Consider the following 16740-nt stretch of genomic DNA (forward strand, 5'->3'; position numbering starts at 1 on the left):
CTAGCGGTAACTGCCGCAGCAGTGCCGGTTTACATGCCCTGCCTCGCGGGTAGAATGGCGCCCTTTCCACTATCAGCCGAGCGGACCTCATGGCGTTGCCGACCTTACGGATCATTGGTTTCATCATCGGCATCTTCCTGATAACGCTGGCGATCTCCATGGTCGTACCCATGGCCACGCTGGTCATTTTCGACCGTACCAGCGATCTGCCGTCGTTCCTCTGGGCCAGCATGATCACCTTTGTCGCCGGATTGGCGCTGGTGATTCCGGGGCGCCCCGAGCACATTCACCTGCGCCCCCGGGACATGTACCTGCTGACCGTCAGCAGCTGGCTGGTGGTGTGCATCTTCGCCGCGCTGCCATTCCTGCTGACCCAGCACATCAGCTACACCGACTCCTTCTTCGAAAGCATGTCCGGCATCACCGCCACCGGCTCGACCGTGCTCAGCGGCCTGGACACCATGTCCCCCGGCATCCTGATGTGGCGCTCGTTGCTGCACTGGCTCGGCGGCATCGGCTTTATCGGCATGGCGGTGGCGATCCTGCCGCTGTTGCGCATCGGTGGCATGCGGCTGTTCCAAACCGAATCGTCGGACCGCTCGGAAAAAGTCATGCCCCGCTCGCACATGTTGGCGCGCCTGATCGTGGCGGCGTACGTCGGCATTACCATTGTCGGCAGCCTGGCGTTCTGGTGGGCCGGGATGAGCCTGTTCGATGCGATCAACCATGCGATGTCGGCGATTTCCACCGGCGGCTTCTCCACCTCCGACCAGTCTTTGGCCAAGTGGCCGGAGCCTGCGGTGCATTGGGTCGCGATCGTCATCATGATTCTCGGTGCCCTGCCGTTCACCCTGTATGTCGCCATGTTGCGTGGTAACCGCCGGGCGCTGATCAAGGATGAACAGGTTCAAGGCCTGCTCGGCATGCTGCTGGTGACCTGGCTGGTGCTCGGTACCTGGTACTGGTGGACCACCAAGCTGCATTGGCTGGAAGCACTGCGGCATGTGGCGCTGAACGTGACGTCGGTGGTGACGACGACCGGTTTCGCACTGGGGGACTACAGCTTGTGGGGCAATTTCTCGCTGATGCTGTTCTTCTATCTGGGGTTTGTCGGCGGTTGCTCCGGCTCGACCGCGGGCGGTATCAAGATTTTCCGCTTCCAGGTGGCCTATATCCTGCTCAAGGCCAACCTTAACCAACTGATCCACCCGCGAGCGGTGATCAAGCAGAAGTACAACGGTCACCGCCTCGACGAAGAAATCGTGCGCTCGATCCTGACCTTTTCGTTTTTCTTCGCAATCACCATCTGTGTGATTGCGCTGCTGCTGTCGCTGCTCGGCGTGGACTGGATGACCGCCCTGACCGGTGCGGCCAGCACCGTGTCCGGTGTCGGCCCGGGGCTCGGCGAAACCATCGGCCCGGCGGGCAACTTCGCCACCCTGCCGGATGCCGCCAAGTGGATTCTGTCGTTTGGCATGCTGCTGGGCCGACTGGAGATCATTACGGTGTTTGTGCTGTGTATTCCGGCATTTTGGCGTCATTGACCGCTTCAGATATTTGCATCAGCCGCATCCGGTACTCGCCGGGAGTGGCATCGAACCAGCGGCGGAAAGCACGGAAGAAGTTGCTCGGATCGGCGAACCCCAGCAAGTAGGCGATTTCCAGCAAGGTCATGGTCGGTTGCGCCAGGTACTGCTCGGCCAGTTCACGCCGGGTATCGTCCAGCAGCACCTGAAAACTCGTGCCCTCTTCCTGCAAACGCCGTTGCAAGGTGCGCTGGGACAAATGCAGCGTCTGCGCCACGGTGTCGCGCTTGGGCTCGCCCTGTGGCAACAGGCGACACAACACCTGCCGCGCCTGGTGGGTCACGCGGCTTTCGGAAAAGCGCGTCAGGTACTCGCCGGCAAAGCGGTCATGCAGCAAGGCCATGGCCTCGTTGGCCGTCGGCAGGGGCGCTTCCATGTCCGCGCGTTCGAAAATCAGCGCATCGTAAGGCGCGTTGAACAGCAGCGGTGCATGAAAGGCTTGTCTATAGGGTTCAAGGTTGACCGGCTCGGCGCCTTGCAACAACACTTTGCGTGGATGCAACGTACGCCCGGTCAACCACCCGCACAGCGCCAAGGCACAGGCCAGTGAAGCTTCGGCGCTTTGCCGGGTTGGCGGCAGATGGTCGCCATGTACCGTCAGAATCAACGCGTAGTCTTCTTCCAGCAGCTTGAAACTCAGGTCGGCACTTTCGGCGATGATCCGCTGATAGCGCACCAGACGCTGAAAGCCTTCGGCCAGGGTCTGACTGGACATCAAGGCGTAACCGGTCACATGAAACTGCGCCGGTCGCACCACCTTGCCCATGTTCAGGCCGATGGCCGGGTTGCCGGACAGCTCGACCGCGCGTTGCCACAGCCGCGTCATGGAGTCTTGCGGGAAGCGTGCATCCGGATCATCCAGTGCCGCGTAGTCGAGCCCCAGCTGTGTGAACAGAACCCGGCAATCCAGGCCGTCCATCTCCAGCGCTTTGACAATCCCCATCGCCCAGCTTGCAGAAGTCGTTCGTTCGCTCATGGCGTTTTCTAACTTGGTGAGCCGCATGCGACGGCTATTGACCGAAGGATACTAAAGTGGCGCCTATTGTCACTGGCTGATGCCATTGATCACTCTAGACTCAAATAAGCTACCCGCAGAACAACTTGCACCAAGAACAATAACCACAGAGATCGCTGTCGTGGAAAACGTCAAACGCTTCAACAGCTTCGCTGAGTTCTACCCTTACTACCTCAGCGAGCACAGCAACAGCACCTGTCGCCGTTTACACTTTATCGGCACGACGCTGGTTATCTTGATTCTGTCGCTGACCATTGGTCGCGGAGCATGGATGCTGTTGTGGACCCTGCCGCTGGCAGGTTACAGCTTTGCCTGGGTCGGGCATTTCTTCTTCGAGAAGAACCGCCCGGCAACGTTCCAACACCCCTTCTATAGCCTGCTCGGCGATTTTGTCATGTACCGGGACATGCTTATGGGGCGCGTTCCGTTCTAGCTGACATCCGTCACCAGAGAGTTGCCTATGAATGCCAATGCCCGCTTCACCCACATGAAGGACGGCACGCAGGAAGACTGGGCGATCATTGCCGCGGACTTCAGTGCCTACGCAAGACAATTGCCTGCACGGATTGTGGCGCACCTGAAGTTACTGGAGGGTGATTTCGGCGGGTTCCCGGTGGATCGCCTGAGCCACTCCCTGCAAACCGCCACCCGCGCCTGGCGCGATGGTCGCGACGAGGAGTACGTGGTCTGTGCCCTGCTCCATGACATCGGCGACACCCTGGGCTCCTACAACCACCCGGACATCGCGGTGGCGATCCTCAAGCCATTCGTCAGCGCCGAGAACCTGTGGATGGTGGAAAAGCACGGGATTTTCCAGGGCTACTACTTCTTCCATCACCTGGGTATGGATAGGCATCTGCGTGAGCAATTCCAGGACCATCCGCAGTACCAGGCGACCGTCGAGTTCTGTGCCAGGTACGATGCGGCGGCGTTTGACCCGGCGTACGACACGCTGCCGTTGAGCTTTTTCGAACCGATGATGGAGCGCTTGTTTGCGCACCCCAGGAGTTCGATCTACAAGGCGGCGATGGAAGAGCACGCGCCGGTCTGACAGATCCAGCGGGACCGCTTCGCGAGCAGGCTCGCTCCCACAGGTTTTGCGGCGTCCACAGAATATGTGTTCACTACAGATCTACTGTAGGAGCGAGCCTGCTCGCGATGAGGCCCGCACAGGCACAGTGATCATCAAGCCAGCTCGGTGACCCTGGCCGCCTTCAACTGCGCCTCGCGCGCCTGGGCATCCGCCAACCGGTACAGCTCGATCGAACCATCCCAATGCTCGATCAGCGCCGTGCACGACTCCACCCAGTCGCCGCAATTGAGGTAGTCCACCTCGCCGACCTTGCGAATCTCGGCATGGTGAATGTGCCCGCACACCACGCCGTGCAGCTCGCGCTTGACGCATTCATGGGCGATGGCTTCCTCGAAGTCGCTGATAAAGCTGACCGCGGTTTTCACCTTGTGCTTGAGGTAGGCCGACAGCGACCAGTAGCCGTAGCCATATCGCGCGCGCCAATGATTGAGCCAGCGGTTGAGGGTCAGGGTGAATTCGTAGGCCGAGTCACCGAGAAAGGCCAGCCAGCGATGGTAACGGGTGATCACATCGAACTGGTCGCCATGGATCACCAGCAGATGCCGGCCGTCGGCGGTGACGTGCACGGCTTCGTCCACCAACTGGATATTGCCCAGAATCAGCTTCGAATAGCGGCGCAGGAATTCGTCATGATTACCGGTGACGTAGATCACCTCAGTGCCACGCTTGCTCATGGTCAACAGGCGACGGATCACGTTGGTATGCGCTTGCGGCCAGTACATGCCGCCGCGCAGCTTCCAGCCGTCGATGATGTCGCCGACCAGGTAGATTCTGTCCGCGTGGTAGCTCTTGAGAAACTGCGACAGGTGTTCAGCCTGGCAATCCCGGGTGCCCAAATGCACGTCGGAAATCCATAAAGTCCGTACGCGTTGCTTACGGGTGGGTTTGGCGAGCTCGGCGCTGGTCATGGGCAACCCTCTGGCAAGTTTTGCCAAGTCTGCCCCGGCCCGGTTAATCGTCCATGACAGCGTCAAGTCAGTCCTGTGACAGCGCTTGCAGGCCCGCTCGGTGTAGACTGACGCCCTGAACCGGGAGACCTGCGATGAGACCGATCCTCACGCTTCGCCAATACAGCCATGACCTGATCGTCCACAGCCACGACCACGCGCAATTGGTGTTCGGGCTTTCGGGCGCCCTGGATTTCGAGGTTGACGGCCGTGGTAGTCAGGTGGTGCAACAGAGTTTCGTGGTGATACCGTCGGGCGCTCATCATGCGTGTGGCAGCCCCAATGGCAGCCGCTGCCTGGTACTGGATGTGCCCGGCGAACAATGGGTTGCCCAGTCGTTGGGCGATCACGCCGAGTCCAGCCGGCGCTTGCTCGACAACGCCGGCCGACTATCACTGGATGCCGGGCAAAGCCAATTGGTCAGTTGGCTGGCGAACAGTCCGGTCGATGATCCGCTGATTGCACAACAAGGCGCGGTGCTGCTACTGGCCAGTCTCAACAACGCCAGGCCCGACACCGTCGGCGGTCGGCGCCTGCCCTATGCCGCGCTGAATGCACACATCGATCAGTATGCGGCGTACCCGCTGCAAGTGGCCGATCTGGCCCGGGTGGCCGGCCTTTCCAGTGCCCGTTTGCATGCGCGGTTCGTGGCCGAGTGCGGGCAGACGCCGATGGACTACATCCGCAGCCGCCGCCTGCACATCGCGGTGGGCTTGCTGCGCAACTCGGCGCTGCCCATCGGCGAGATTGCCAGCCGCGTCGGCTACAGTTCCCAGAGTGCCTTTGCGGCGGCGGTGTTGCGCGAGTTCGGGGCATCGCCCGGGAAACTGCGGCGCGAGGCTGGCGACAAAGGACGATAGTCTGCCGACAGACACAGCGGGGCCACACGGTTCAATGTAGGAGCTGCCGAAGGCTCGGGCCGCGTTCGGACGATCTCTTGACGTTGTTTTTCAAGATCAAGATCAAAGATCGTCCGAACGCGGCCCGAGCCTTCGGCAGCTCCTACATGATTTTACTGTTAAGGATTGCAATGACTCCCCGTACCGCCCTTGGCGCCTTGCATATCGGCGCATTGATGTTCGGTCTGACCGGCGTGTTCGGCAAACTGGCTGCCGCATCACCGGCGATCATCGTTTTCGGCCGCGCCGCTTTTGCCGTGCTTGCGCTGGCGTTTTTTGCACGGTTCGCCAGCCAGACGCGCTGGCAGAAACTCGAGGCCGTGGACTGGCGTCGATTGCTGCTCAGCGGCTTGTTGCTGGCCGGGCACTGGGTGAGTTTCTTCATTGCGGTGAAAGTCGCAGGCGTGGCGATTGCGACGCTCGGCTTCGCCAGTTTCCCGGCCTTTACCGTGATCCTCGAAGGGCTGATCTTCCGCGAGCGCATTCACGCCAATGAGATCGTGCTGGTGCTGCTGGTGAGTATCGGGCTGGTGCTGGTCACGCCTGATTTTGACCTGGCCAGCGGCGCCACCACCGGTCTGCTGTGGGCCGTGGGTTCCGGGTTGTTGTTCGCCCTGTTATCGCTGACCAACCGTGCCAGCTCCGGGCGCGTCCCGCCCGTGCAGGCAGCGCTGTGCCAGAACGTGGTGGTTGCCCTGTGCCTGCTGCCGGTGGCGGCGCCTCAATTGAGCGAAGTGCGTGCCATCGACTGGCTGTGGATCGGCCTGCTCGGTGTGTTCTGTACCGGTGTCGCCCACAGCCTGTTCGTCGCCAGCCTCGCGGTGATCAAGGCACGCACCGCCGCCGTGGTGTTCGCCCTGGAGCCGGTCTACGGCATCACCGTCGCCTGGTTGCTGTTCAACGAAAACCCGACCCTGCGCATGTTACTGGGGGGCGCGCTGATCATTGTGGCGATTGTGGTGTCCAGCAGGTTCTCAACTGGCACAAGCAAGAAAGCCGTTACAGCCGAGGCCGCGTCTCACTGAGTGCGGTCGTTGTGCCCCAGGTCGCGGTCCGGGTCGATCTGGTCGCGGACCCGCTGCTTGAGCACTTTGGCCTCAGGGAAGCCACCGTCCGCCTTGCGCTCCCAGATCTGCACAGCGTCACAGTAAACATGAAAGACCCCGCCGGTGCCCGGCACCAGGGAGACTTTGCCCAGGTCATCACCAAAGGTGCTGAGCAGTTCCTGGGCCAGCCAGGCCGCACGCAACAGCCACTGGCATTGCGTGCAATAGGTGATGACGATTTCCGGTTTGCTGACGGTCATGATGGGGCGTAACTCCAGAGTTTGACGACGCCGCTATGATAGCCCGACCGGAGGCTGCCGAGACGGCGAAGCGGGTTGCGCCTCCAATTCGAACGCAGGCTCGATCATGGCCAGGGCAGCCGACTGCTGGTTCTCGTTTGGGCTGATCACGTCCCAACTCGACACCATGGACAACTCCTCCAGGTTGAGCCGGTACTCATCGTCAGCGGCGGATTCGCCGGATATCGCCAAACCAGGAACCACCGCCACGGCAGCTGCGCCCGCGATGGAGCGATGGCTATCGACCCGCTCAAGCTCATCGTTGGCTGGCACCGCGACTGGTTGCCTGACGGTGGGCCACGTGACAGGCTCGGTAAAAAGCTCCGCCAACGGTTCATGCTGCGACGACAGCATCTCTGAAGTTGTGGCCTGATGCTGCTGGCGTCGGTGGCGAACTAACCAGCCCAGCGCCAGCAACGCCATCAGCGCTGACACGCCGGCAATCGGCAGCCAGCCAATCCCGGGACTTTCAGCAACGGCGGGGGCTGGCGTCACCGCGTCGCTAGCAACGGGTTGCGCCTTTACCTTCTTGAGCTCCGCCAGTTGGGTTTGCAGTTCGGCCAACTGTTTTTTCTGGCCGGTGATCAGCTCATCCTGGCCTTGAAGCTTCTCGTTGAGCTCATCGACAGTGGTTTGCAAACTGTGGTTTTGCAGGGCGCTGACGGCCAGTTGTTCGACTGCGGGATCAACCACGGGGACGTCCGTTTCTGACGTCGTCTTGGCCACGGGTGACGGCGGTACGACCGGTTGAACACTGGGGAATGCGGACGCCGGGGAACTGAAAACCGGTTCATCGGCGGCGGGAACAACGCCTGGCGAACCCGGCGGATCGATCAGTACCGTGTACTCGCGTAATAACCGACCGTTGGGTTGATCGAGTTGCACGAGGAAATTCAGGAAGGGTTCACTGACCGGTTTGCTGGAGGTCACCTGGATCACGCTGCGATTACCGCGCAGGACCGGGGTGAACTTCAGGTTATTGAGGAAAAAAACCCGGTCGACCCCGGCACGGCTGAACTCGTCTGCCGCTGCCAGACTCACCGACAGCTCGTTCTCTTCCAGGCCAGCCGCATCCACCAGTGCAATATCGGCACGCAGCGGTTGATTCAGCGCCGAATGCAGGGTGATTTCACCCAGGCCCAGTGCAGGCGCCCATGCCGAATAAGTGACAGCGGCCCCGGCCAGCAACCACTGAGAACCACCGCGTAAAACCAATCGCCAGCACTTGAGCATGAGCATCCTTGAGATTCACAGAAATTACCCGTACGCGTTCGTACATCCGTTACGAACACGATATTGCCGAGTAGTTCTTATAGTCTGCCCAATGCGGTCTCTCAGAAGCCTGGCGTTCGGTTATGCCTCAAGATTTTTCAAGGTTGCCCAGGATATGCCCGTGAACCCGCATGCACACCTTCAAATCCGCCTCATCGACGCCTTCGAACAGTTCGTGACGCAGTTGCGTGGCAATGGTTTCAATTTGTTCGATCAGGGGACGCGCCGGCGCGCAAAGCACGATTTTCTTCGCCCGACGGTCTTCGAGCACCGCTTGGCGTTGCACCAGGCCCTGGCTTTCCAGGCTGTCGAGCAAACGGGCCAGGGTCGGGCCTTCGACACCGACGCTTTGTGCCAGTTCACGCTGGGTCGGTGCTTCATCGAAACGCGCCAGGTGCAGCAGCACCAGCCAGCGCGCCTGGGACAAGCCCATGCCCGCCAGACGGCGGTCCAGTTCGGCACGCCAGCCACGGGACATCTGGGCCAATTGCATGCCAAAGCGGTGTTGATCGGTTAACGGCATAAAACACTCATGATTAGACTGAAATAAATAAAAACTAATTATTAGTCAGCTAAGCATGAGCCTCGACTTGAGGCAAGGCTTGATCTGTAGTGAATCGTTAAATCAGCACCAGGATGTCTCAAATCTCGAACTCCGACTGCAAGGCAGCACGAACGCAGTACAAGACCCCTTCCGGCACTCGGCCCGCGAACAACGCGGCGATCTCGGAAACCGCTGGCAATTCACCTTCGCCGTCGAGGAAGGCGTCCTGGACTTCTCCCATCAGGTCTTCAGGCAGATCCAGCGCCTGTTCCAACGACAACTGCTGCTTGCCAATCGCTTCGGCCAGCATGGTGTAGACGTTCTTTTCCGAGCACTGCAACTGACCGGCGATCTGCACCGGCGTCATCCCGGCCCGCGCCAGAGTGATCAGTTCGTGACGCACGTCGGCCACCACTTTCGGCGCCTCGACCTGGCCGCCGAGCACTTCGAGGAAGGCCTCGCCGTAGCGCTCCAGCTTGCGCGCACCGACGCCGCTGACCGTGGCCATTTCCGCCAGCGAGGTCGGCTGGCTGCGCAGCATCTCCAGCAAAGTCGAATCGGGGAAGATGACGTACGGCGGCACGCCATGTTCTTCGGCGAGCTTGCGCCGCAAGGCGCGCAAGGCTTCCCACTGTTCGCGCTCCTCGCCGCGGACCAGTTGGCTCGCCTGGCTCTTGCTGCTTTTCGCCACGGATTGCGCCTTGAGATCGCGGCGCAGCTCCAGAGTCACTTCACCTTTGAGTAGCGGCCGGCACGTGTCACTCAGACGCAGACCGCCATAGCCCTCATGGTCAACATCGGCCAGACCGCGAGCCACCAATTGGCGGAACAGGGAGCGCCACTCGCCTTCGGCCCTCGCCTTGCCGACACCAAACACCGACAGATGCTGATGGCCGAAGTTGCGGACCTTTTCGTTGTCCTTGCCGAGCAGTACATCCACCAGGTGCCCGACCCCGTAGCGCTGACCGGTGCGGTAGATCGCCGACAGCGCCTGACGCGCAGGCTCGGTGGCATCCCAGGTCTGCACGCCGTCGACGCAGTTGTCGCAATGACCGCAAGGCTCGGGCATGTCTTCGTCAAAGTAGGCCAGCAGCGTTTGCCGACGGCAGCGGGTTTCTTCGCAGAGCGAGAGCATGGCGTCGAGCTTGTGCTGCTCCAGGCGCTTGTGGCGCTCGTCGCCTTCGGAGTTCTGCAGCATCTGCTTGAGCATCACCACGTCTTGCAGGCCGTAAGCCATCCAGGCATCCGCCGGCAGGCCGTCACGGCCGCCACGACCGGTTTCCTGATAGTAGGCTTCGAGGGATTTCGGCAAATCGAGATGCGCGACAAAACGTACGTTGGGCTTGTCGATGCCCATGCCGAACGCCACCGTGGCGACCATGATCAGGCCTTCCTCGTTGAGGAAGCGTTTCTGATGGTAGGCGCGCATATCGTTGGGCAGGCCGGCGTGGTATGGCAGCGCCGGGAAGCCTTGCTCGCTGAGGAATGCTGCGACTTCCTCGACCTTCTTGCGCGACAGGCAATACACGATGCCGGCATCGCTGCGGCGTTCGGCGAGGAACGCCAGCAACTGCTTGCGTGGCTGTTCCTTGGGCACGATGCGATAAAAGATGTTCGGTCGGTCGAAACTCGACAGGAAGCGCTCGGCGTCTTGCAGGTGCAACCGGGTGACGATTTCTTCCCGGGTGCGCTTGTCGGCCGTGGCGGTCAGGGCGATGCGCGGCACGTCGGGGAACATTTCCGCCAACTGGCCCAATTGCAGGTATTCCGGGCGGAAATCGTGGCCCCATTGCGACACGCAGTGGGCTTCGTCGATGGCGAACAGGGCGATGTCCAGCCCCTGCAGGAAGGACAGCATGCGCGGCTGGACCAGACGTTCCGGCGCCAGATAGAGCATTTTCACTTCACCGCGGCGGATTCGCACAGCCAGGTCGCGCTGCTGCTCGGCGCTGAGGGTGGAGTTCAACGCGGCGGCCGCCACGCCCAGCTCTTCGAGGGTGGCGACCTGATCATCCATCAGTGCGATCAGCGGCGAGACCACCACCGCCAGGCCTTCGCGCAACAGCGCCGGGACCTGGAAGCACAGGGACTTGCCGCCACCGGTAGGCATCAGGACCAGGGCATCGCCACCACTGGCCACACGCTCAATGATTTCACCCTGGCGGCCACGGAAACTGTCGTAGCCGAAGATGTCCTTGAGGACGCGTTGAGCCTGTTCGAGCATAGAAACTCCAAAAATCACCGAAACATCCCTGCAAGGCTGGTTCAGAACCCGCGACGCTGCACCGACAAATCGTAAGTGCACATTGCATGACGCTTCACATTTCAGCCGTGACGCCAGCAGGGCATCACAAAACGCGCGAGTATACCCGAGCCCCGTCCGGCAAAGGGTGCCGCCGATAAGAGGGAATGGACATGATCCTCTGTAGGAGCTGCCGAAGGCTCGGGCCGCGTTCGGACGATCTTTTGATCTGGTTTTTTAAAAGCCAAGTCAAAAGATCGCAGCCTTCGGCAGCTCCTACGGGAAGAGGCCAGGAGCAAATATGCCGTGCGGCTGGCCCAAGTGCTCAAGAAGGCCTAGAATTCCCGCATCGAACATTCCCCAAGGTAGCCCTTTAATGTCCTTCGCTGAGCAACTAACCCGCCTGCAAGTCTTCCTCGATGCTGATGAACTGCATGACGAGGCGCTGGACTACGTGGCCGCCCACGGCTACCTCACTGCGCTGTCGATCTGCTCCGAAGTCGTTCCGGACCGTGAATGGATCGATGCCCTCTTCGCCGAAGAGCCGCACTACAGCGGCGAAGCCCAGCGCGAAGAGATCGAAGCCACGCTGATCGGCCTCAAGGCCCACATCGCCCGCCAACTGGCCTCCGACGAAGAGTTCGAGCTGCCGTGCGACCTCGACCTGGGCGACGACCCGGATGATTCCGAACTGCGCGGCTGGTGCATCGGTTTCATGGAAGGTGTGTTCCTGCGTGAAGAAGCCTGGTTCGAAACCGCCGAAGACGAAGTCAGCGAAATGCTGCTGCCGATCATGGTCGGTTCGGGCCTGTTCGACGAGCAACCGGAGTTCTCCGACATTGCCGCCGATGCCAACCTGATGGACGACATGATCGTGCAGATCCCGGAAGCCCTGACCGCGCTGTACCTGCTGTGCAACGCTCCAGACGAAAAGCCGGCGATTCTCAAGCCACGTCACCACTAAGATCCGGCCTATGGACAACCCCATAGGCAACCGCCCCCTGATGTTGCGCTACGTGCTGCTGGCCATCGGCTGGCTGAGCGTGGCGCTGGGGGTGATCGGGATTTTCCTGCCGGTATTGCCCACCACCCCTTTCCTGCTGCTGGCGGCCGCCTGCTTTGCCCGCAGTTCACCGCGCTTTTATCAATGGCTGGTCGAGCATCCCCGGCTTGGCCCATGGATCCGCGATTACCTCGACGGTAACGGCATTCCGCTCAGGGGCAAGGTCTACGCCATTGGCCTGATGTGGGCGAGCATCCTGTTCTCCTGCTTTCTGGTGCCGCTGCCCTGGGCACGGGGCTTCATGCTGACCAGTGCGGTACTCGTGACCGTCTACATCCTCAAGCAGAAAACCCTGCGCAAATCCTGAAGTTCCCCGGGACTGTTGTGGCAAGAGAGCCAGTGCCAGTACCGACCCGACGACCTGCCCTCCCCCCGCAAAAACTCCACCTAAACTTCCCCCATCTACACTCGAGCAGCCAGACATGGCCCGCAGTCTGCGTAGTCCAGGATGGCCAGCGCTCCGACTTCGGCTCGGCGGCTGGATGCTGCTGGCTGGTCTGCTACTGACTGCATTCAACGGGGTCCGGGCCGACTGGGATTTTTCACAGATTCTGCAAACCGTTGAACAACGCTACGGCCCGCCGGGACCGGCGCGAGGCCGGATCGAAGCCTGGAGTCAAATGCTGCAGAGCGCACGCGGCGTGCCCGAACCTGAGCAACTCAACGCGGTGAACCGCTTCTTCAATCAGCAGCTGAACTTTCAGGACGACACGCGCATCTGGCAACAGACCGATTATTGGGCCACCCCCGTCGAAGCCCTGATCAAGGGCACCGCCGACTGCGAAGACTATGCCCAGGCGAAATACTTCAGCCTGCGCCGACTCGGCATTCCCAGCGAAAAACTGCGCATCACCTACGTCAAGGCCCTGAGTCAGAACCAGGCGCATAGGGTGCTGACGTTCTACAGCCCCCACGACCGACCCGCTGGTACTGGACAACCTGATCGGCGATATCCGCCCCGCGTCCCAACGCAAAGACCTGCTACCGGTGTACGCCTTCAATGCCGAAGGCTTCGACATAGGGGACGGCTGACCGCCATGGCAAGGAGCGATGTATGACACTGCGTAAACAGCTGTTCCTGGCCATCTGCCTGTTCCTGTTGGTGGCGTTCAGCGGTAGTTTTTTTGCCAGCCTGGAAAGCTCCCGCGAGCAAACCCTCAGTCAACTGCGTGCCCACGCCCAAGACGCAGCCACCGCGCTGGGGCTGTCACTGACCGCACAGGTCGATGACCCGGCCATGATGGAGCTGAGGGTCAGCTCGATTTTCGACAGCGGCTATTTCAGCAGCATCCGCGTCATCAGGCTCAGGGATCAGCAAACCCTGGTGGAGCGCAGCGCACCGGCGAAAATCGACGGTGCGCCTGACTGGTTCGTCAATCTGGTCGACCTGCGCCCGGAAGGTGGCGATGCCTTGATCATGCGCGGCTGGGAACAACTGGCACGGGTCGAAGTGCTGAGCAATCCGCAATTTGCCCTGGCCAAGCTCTGGGACAGCACCCTCGGCAGCCTGATCTGGTTGCTGTTGTGCGGGCTGTTCAGTGCGGTGATTGGAGGATGGATGCTGCGCCTGCAATTGCGCCCACTCGACAGCATGGTCCGACAGGCTGAGGCCATCAGCAAACGCGAGTTTCTCAGCCTGCCGAAACTGCCGCGCACACCGGAGTTGAAACGGGTGGTGCTGGCGATGAACCAGATGGTCGAGAAGCTCAAGGCGCTGTTCGCCGAAGAAGCCGCACGCAGCGAAAAACTGCGGGCCGAATCCTATCTGGACAGCCTCACCGGCCTGGCCAACCGGCGCCTGCTCGACGAACAACTGGCCGACCATTTACGCGTGTGCGAACAGAGCCGCGATGGCCATTTGTTGATGTTGCGAATCAACGACCTGAACGGGCTCAACCAGCGACTGGGTGGCCAACGGGCTGACGCGCTGATCAGTGCCGTGGGCGAATTGCTCAAGCGCCTGACTCAGTTGCCGGAGCGTCGCACCTGGCTGGCGGCACGCAATCGTGGCGGCGAATTCAGTCTGCTGACGCCGGGTCTGGACGCCCAAAGTGCAGCGCGTCTGGCCTCCGATGTCAGTGTCAGCCTGGAGAACCTGCGCCTGACCGGCGCCAGCGATTGCATGCCCGTCGCCCACTTGGGCGTTGTCGCCTACCGCCCCGGAGAGCCGATCAGCAACGTACTCCTGCGCCTTGACCAGGCACTGACCGAGTCCCGGCAGCATCCCGAGCGACCCTGGGTGCATTTGAGCCATCGTGACACCGCGCCGAATCACTCCCAGCACGACTGGCGCACCTGGATCGACGATGCCTTGACCGAAGGCAAAATGCAGCTGTACTTCCAGCCCGTCGTGCAATGCGCCGACACCCGCCAGGTGCTGCATCACAAAGTGCTCGCAAGCCTGCTCGATCCGCAGGGCGAGGCGATTGCCGCCGGGCATTTCCTGCCATGGATCGAGCGTCTCGGCTGGTCGGCACGCTTCGACCTGGCGATGCTCGAAGCCACGCTGGACGATCTGGTGCTCAACCGCAGGCCCTTGGCACTAAGCCTGTCTGGCAGCACCCTGCGCGCCCCGGTGCAATGGCGAACGATCCTCGACCTGCTGGACTCTCTGCCCGAACTGGCGCCGCTGCTGACCCTGGAAATCGACGAGCGCCAGTTGCCGTCCCCCGAAGAACTGCAGCGTTTGAGCCACAGCCTGCTGTCCACCGGTTATCGAATCGGCCTGCAACACTTTGGTGGGCGCTTCAGCCAGATCGGCAACCTCACCCAATTGGGTTTGGCGTACCTGAAAATCGATGGGGCCTACATTCGCAACATCGACGTGCAGCCTGACAAGCAGCTGTTCATCGAGGCGGTTTACCGGACGACCAACAGCATCGATTTGCCATTGATTGCGGAGCAAGTAGAAACCCAAGGAGAGTTGGAGGTGATCAGGGCACTGGGGGTGTTTGGCGTAACGGGGCGGTTAATCGGTCCGCCAAAGCCAATGTAGCCAGACATCCCGGCTGCCTATTCAACTTCTACCATTGATCGGAAACCGACTTAAACCTGTTATTTATGACAGTAGGCAAGCTATCAGACCAGGTTTTAAATCACTCCGGCACCCTCACCTTTCAATGCTCGGAGTCATCATCATGACCGCTAAACCACCAAATACCCCGATACTCTCGCCGGACGAACAGAGTGAAACAACCGCGACAGTAACCTTCGATCAAATCCTGGATAGCAGCGGTAATCCCGTTGGTAGAAACACCATAACTTTTGACAACACCCTGACCTTCAAGGGTACGGCCAGCGCAACGACGGAGCTCTGGATTCGCGATGGCGTGACCAGAATCACTGACGTGACCAGCGGTGGTTCAGGAGCCTGGATCAAATCGTCCGCACTGCCGGACTTCAAGCGCTACCGCTTTACCGCTATCGAGAAATTCCCGCCTCAAGACTACTCCACATCGTACGTTATCGTCCTGGCGACTGAGACGCCGATCATCGACAAAGTCATTGGCAAGGATGGCCAGATTGAAAATGGCGATACCTACAACGGCGACTCACTGGAATTCTCCGGCTACGCACCTCCCAATATGGAAGTCGAAGCGTTCAACGGCAACACATCCACGGACAAGAAAGCCACTGTTAATGGTGACGGGCTGTTCAATCTCACCCTTGATGGGCTCACGGCTGACGCCTACAGCATCAAGATCAAGGCAGCCAATGGTAAAGAATCCGGTGTGTTCGCCTTCAAGGTCGTATTTGATGTGGTCTTGAGTCTCGATGATGTCGTTGATTCCAATGGCAGCATTGCCGAAGGCGGCGAGACCTTCGACGACAAGGTAACCGTCAGCGGCTATGCCAGGCCTGGCGAAAAAGTTCAGCTACGCAATGACGATGCGCGAATCGACGGCGCAACGGCGACTGCCAGTGCTATCGACGGGTTCTGGGAAATCGAGCTGGATGTGACCCCCAATGCCTACAGCCTGACCGTCGAGGCTCTGTATGGCGATGGCGAGATCTCCGACACGCCCCGCACCTTTACCGTGGCGCAGGACGTCAAGCTGAGCCTGGACGAGGTCAAAGACTCCAAGGGAACAATCGACGAGGGCGGCACGACCTACGAGGACAAGGTGACCGTCAGTGGTCATGCCCGGCCCGGTGAAGAGGTTCAGTTGTGCAATAACGATGTGAGAATCGACGGCGCAACGGCGACCGCCCGGGATATCGACGGGTTCTGGGAAATTGAATTGGATGTGACACCGGATGCCTACAGCCTGACCGTCGAGGCGCTGTATGGCGATGGCGAGATTTCCACGCCACCGCGCACCTTCAAAGTGGAATCCATCGTCAAGCCGCGCAATACCAAAGTGTACGATTCGGACGGCCTGATCGCGGACAACGGTAGCACCCCATACAACTATGTAGTTGTCAGGGGTGATGCGGCCCCGTCAGAGGCGATCAAGCTGAAGATCAATGATGACACCGACCCGAGGCCGGAACCGACCGACGATAATGGTAAATGGGCCAGACTTGTTCAGAACCTGGGCAACGGAACCACTTATCGATTTAGTGCAATGGCAGACTATGGTGACAATGCCGAGTCCAATACGTGGTCGATTACCATCAAGGAGTAAGACCTCAAACCCGTCATTGAAAGCGTCAAGGACTCTCACGGCCAGCCTATCCTCGAAGGCGGGTATACCACTAAACGATCAGGGTAGTTACCTGATTACCCCACAG

Annotated in this window: 15 protein-coding genes and 1 pseudogene; 10 read left to right on the forward strand and 6 right to left on the reverse strand. The window is 60.4% G+C overall.

The window, feature by feature from the left end; translation table 11 throughout:
• Positions 1-89: 89 nt before the first annotated feature.
• A complete protein-coding gene (locus AC1D19_RS04875; protein WP_477762550.1) occupies positions 90-1544 on the forward strand; it encodes a TrkH family potassium uptake protein in 1455 nt (484 codons plus the stop codon).
• On the opposite strand, the gene AC1D19_RS04880 is transcribed toward AC1D19_RS04875, so the two are convergent.
• Positions 1501-2562, reverse strand: coding sequence for an AraC family transcriptional regulator (locus tag AC1D19_RS04880; protein ID WP_477754472.1), 1062 nt, complete (start codon positions 2560-2562; stop codon positions 1501-1503). The two genes, AC1D19_RS04875 and AC1D19_RS04880, sit on opposite strands and share 44 nt — an antisense overlap.
• Before the next feature lie 160 nt (positions 2563-2722).
• On the opposite strand from AC1D19_RS04880, the gene AC1D19_RS04885 reads away from it, so the two are divergent.
• Both AC1D19_RS04885 and AC1D19_RS04890 read left to right on the forward strand, forming a co-directional pair.
• Positions 2723-3034 carry an Mpo1-like protein gene (locus tag AC1D19_RS04885; RefSeq protein WP_477754473.1) on the forward strand — a complete coding sequence of 104 codons (312 nt, stop codon included), beginning with the start codon at positions 2723-2725 and terminating at the stop codon, positions 3032-3034.
• 27 nt (positions 3035-3061) lie between these two features.
• On the forward strand, positions 3062-3652 hold the full coding sequence (locus AC1D19_RS04890; RefSeq protein ID WP_477762551.1) for an HD domain-containing protein: 591 nt from the start codon (positions 3062-3064) through the stop codon (positions 3650-3652).
• 134 nt (positions 3653-3786) lie between these two features.
• Here the strand turns inward: AC1D19_RS04890 and AC1D19_RS04895 are convergent, their stop codons facing one another.
• Positions 3787-4602, reverse strand: a complete 816-nt coding sequence (locus AC1D19_RS04895; protein ID WP_477754475.1) for a UDP-2,3-diacylglucosamine diphosphatase — start codon at positions 4600-4602, stop codon at positions 3787-3789.
• Between the two features lie 134 nt (positions 4603-4736).
• Here AC1D19_RS04895 and AC1D19_RS04900 point away from each other — a divergent pair, with 134 nt between their 5' ends.
• On the forward strand, positions 4737-5501 hold the full coding sequence (locus AC1D19_RS04900) for an AraC family transcriptional regulator (protein WP_477754476.1): 765 nt from the start codon (positions 4737-4739) through the stop codon (positions 5499-5501).
• Between the two features lie 170 nt (positions 5502-5671).
• A complete protein-coding gene (locus AC1D19_RS04905; protein ID WP_477762552.1) occupies positions 5672-6565 on the forward strand; it encodes a DMT family transporter in 894 nt (297 codons plus the stop codon).
• Here AC1D19_RS04905 and AC1D19_RS04910 read toward each other — a convergent pair.
• From AC1D19_RS04910 to recQ, 4 genes are all read right to left on the reverse strand, one after another.
• Entirely contained in the window at positions 6559-6846 is a 288-nt protein-coding gene (locus AC1D19_RS04910; RefSeq protein ID WP_477754478.1) for an Rdx family protein, read from the reverse strand. The genes AC1D19_RS04905 and AC1D19_RS04910 overlap by 7 nt on opposite strands.
• A 33-nt stretch (positions 6847-6879) precedes the next feature.
• Complete coding sequence (locus AC1D19_RS04915; protein ID WP_477762553.1) at positions 6880-8118, reverse strand: type IV pilus assembly protein FimV; 1239 nt, start codon at positions 8116-8118, stop codon at positions 6880-6882.
• A gap of 127 nt (positions 8119-8245) precedes the next feature.
• A complete protein-coding gene (locus AC1D19_RS04920) occupies positions 8246-8680 on the reverse strand; it encodes a MarR family transcriptional regulator (RefSeq protein WP_150724407.1) in 435 nt (144 codons plus the stop codon).
• Between the two features lie 118 nt (positions 8681-8798).
• Entirely contained in the window at positions 8799-10925 is a 2127-nt protein-coding gene (gene recQ, locus AC1D19_RS04925; protein ID WP_477762554.1) for a DNA helicase RecQ, read from the reverse strand.
• Positions 10926-11319: 394 nt separating this feature from the next.
• On the opposite strand from recQ, the gene AC1D19_RS04930 reads away from it, so the two are divergent.
• The 5 genes and pseudogenes from AC1D19_RS04930 (at position 11320) to AC1D19_RS04950 (ending at position 16634) form a co-directional block, all read left to right on the forward strand.
• Positions 11320-11907 carry a UPF0149 family protein gene (locus AC1D19_RS04930; protein WP_007975277.1) on the forward strand — a complete coding sequence of 196 codons (588 nt, stop codon included), beginning with the start codon at positions 11320-11322 and terminating at the stop codon, positions 11905-11907.
• A gap of 10 nt (positions 11908-11917) precedes the next feature.
• Complete coding sequence (locus tag AC1D19_RS04935) at positions 11918-12313, forward strand: YbaN family protein (RefSeq protein WP_477762555.1); 396 nt, start codon at positions 11918-11920, stop codon at positions 12311-12313.
• 115 nt (positions 12314-12428) lie between these two features.
• Positions 12429-13017 (forward strand): annotated as a pseudogene (locus tag AC1D19_RS04940) (transglutaminase-like cysteine peptidase); the annotation flags it as partial.
• Positions 13018-13060: 43 nt separating this feature from the next.
• Positions 13061-15001, forward strand: coding sequence for a cyclic di-GMP receptor LapD (gene lapD, locus AC1D19_RS04945; RefSeq protein ID WP_477762556.1), 1941 nt, complete (start codon positions 13061-13063; stop codon positions 14999-15001).
• A 142-nt stretch (positions 15002-15143) separates the two neighbouring features.
• Positions 15144-16634, forward strand: a complete 1491-nt coding sequence (locus AC1D19_RS04950; protein WP_477762557.1) for a carboxypeptidase regulatory-like domain-containing protein — start codon at positions 15144-15146, stop codon at positions 16632-16634.
• Positions 16635-16740 lie beyond the last annotated feature (106 nt).

Source organism: Pseudomonas sp. P1_C12 (genome assembly GCF_056406435.1).

What these genes read in the sequence shown, in the direction of transcription:
- AC1D19_RS04910 (WP_477754478.1), bottom strand. Translation starts at nt 6,846, where the DNA reads ATGACCGTCAGCAAACCGGAAATCGTCATCACCTATTGCACGCAATGC.
- AC1D19_RS04875 (WP_477762550.1), top strand. Translation starts at nt 90, where the DNA reads ATGGCGTTGCCGACCTTACGGATCATTGGTTTCATCATCGGCATCTTC.
- recQ (WP_477762554.1), bottom strand. Translation starts at nt 10,925, where the DNA reads ATGCTCGAACAGGCTCAACGCGTCCTCAAGGACATCTTCGGCTACGAC.
- lapD (WP_477762556.1), top strand. Translation starts at nt 13,061, where the DNA reads ATGACACTGCGTAAACAGCTGTTCCTGGCCATCTGCCTGTTCCTGTTG.
- AC1D19_RS04920 (WP_150724407.1), bottom strand. Translation starts at nt 8,680, where the DNA reads ATGCCGTTAACCGATCAACACCGCTTTGGCATGCAATTGGCCCAGATG.
- AC1D19_RS04915 (WP_477762553.1), bottom strand. Translation starts at nt 8,118, where the DNA reads ATGCTCAAGTGCTGGCGATTGGTTTTACGCGGTGGTTCTCAGTGGTTG.
- AC1D19_RS04935 (WP_477762555.1), top strand. Translation starts at nt 11,918, where the DNA reads ATGGACAACCCCATAGGCAACCGCCCCCTGATGTTGCGCTACGTGCTG.
- AC1D19_RS04890 (WP_477762551.1), top strand. Translation starts at nt 3,062, where the DNA reads ATGAATGCCAATGCCCGCTTCACCCACATGAAGGACGGCACGCAGGAA.
- AC1D19_RS04880 (WP_477754472.1), bottom strand. Translation starts at nt 2,562, where the DNA reads ATGAGCGAACGAACGACTTCTGCAAGCTGGGCGATGGGGATTGTCAAA.
- AC1D19_RS04900 (WP_477754476.1), top strand. Translation starts at nt 4,737, where the DNA reads ATGAGACCGATCCTCACGCTTCGCCAATACAGCCATGACCTGATCGTC.
- AC1D19_RS04905 (WP_477762552.1), top strand. Translation starts at nt 5,672, where the DNA reads ATGACTCCCCGTACCGCCCTTGGCGCCTTGCATATCGGCGCATTGATG.
- AC1D19_RS04895 (WP_477754475.1), bottom strand. Translation starts at nt 4,602, where the DNA reads ATGACCAGCGCCGAGCTCGCCAAACCCACCCGTAAGCAACGCGTACGG.
- AC1D19_RS04950 (WP_477762557.1), top strand. Translation starts at nt 15,144, where the DNA reads ATGACCGCTAAACCACCAAATACCCCGATACTCTCGCCGGACGAACAG.
- AC1D19_RS04930 (WP_007975277.1), top strand. Translation starts at nt 11,320, where the DNA reads ATGTCCTTCGCTGAGCAACTAACCCGCCTGCAAGTCTTCCTCGATGCT.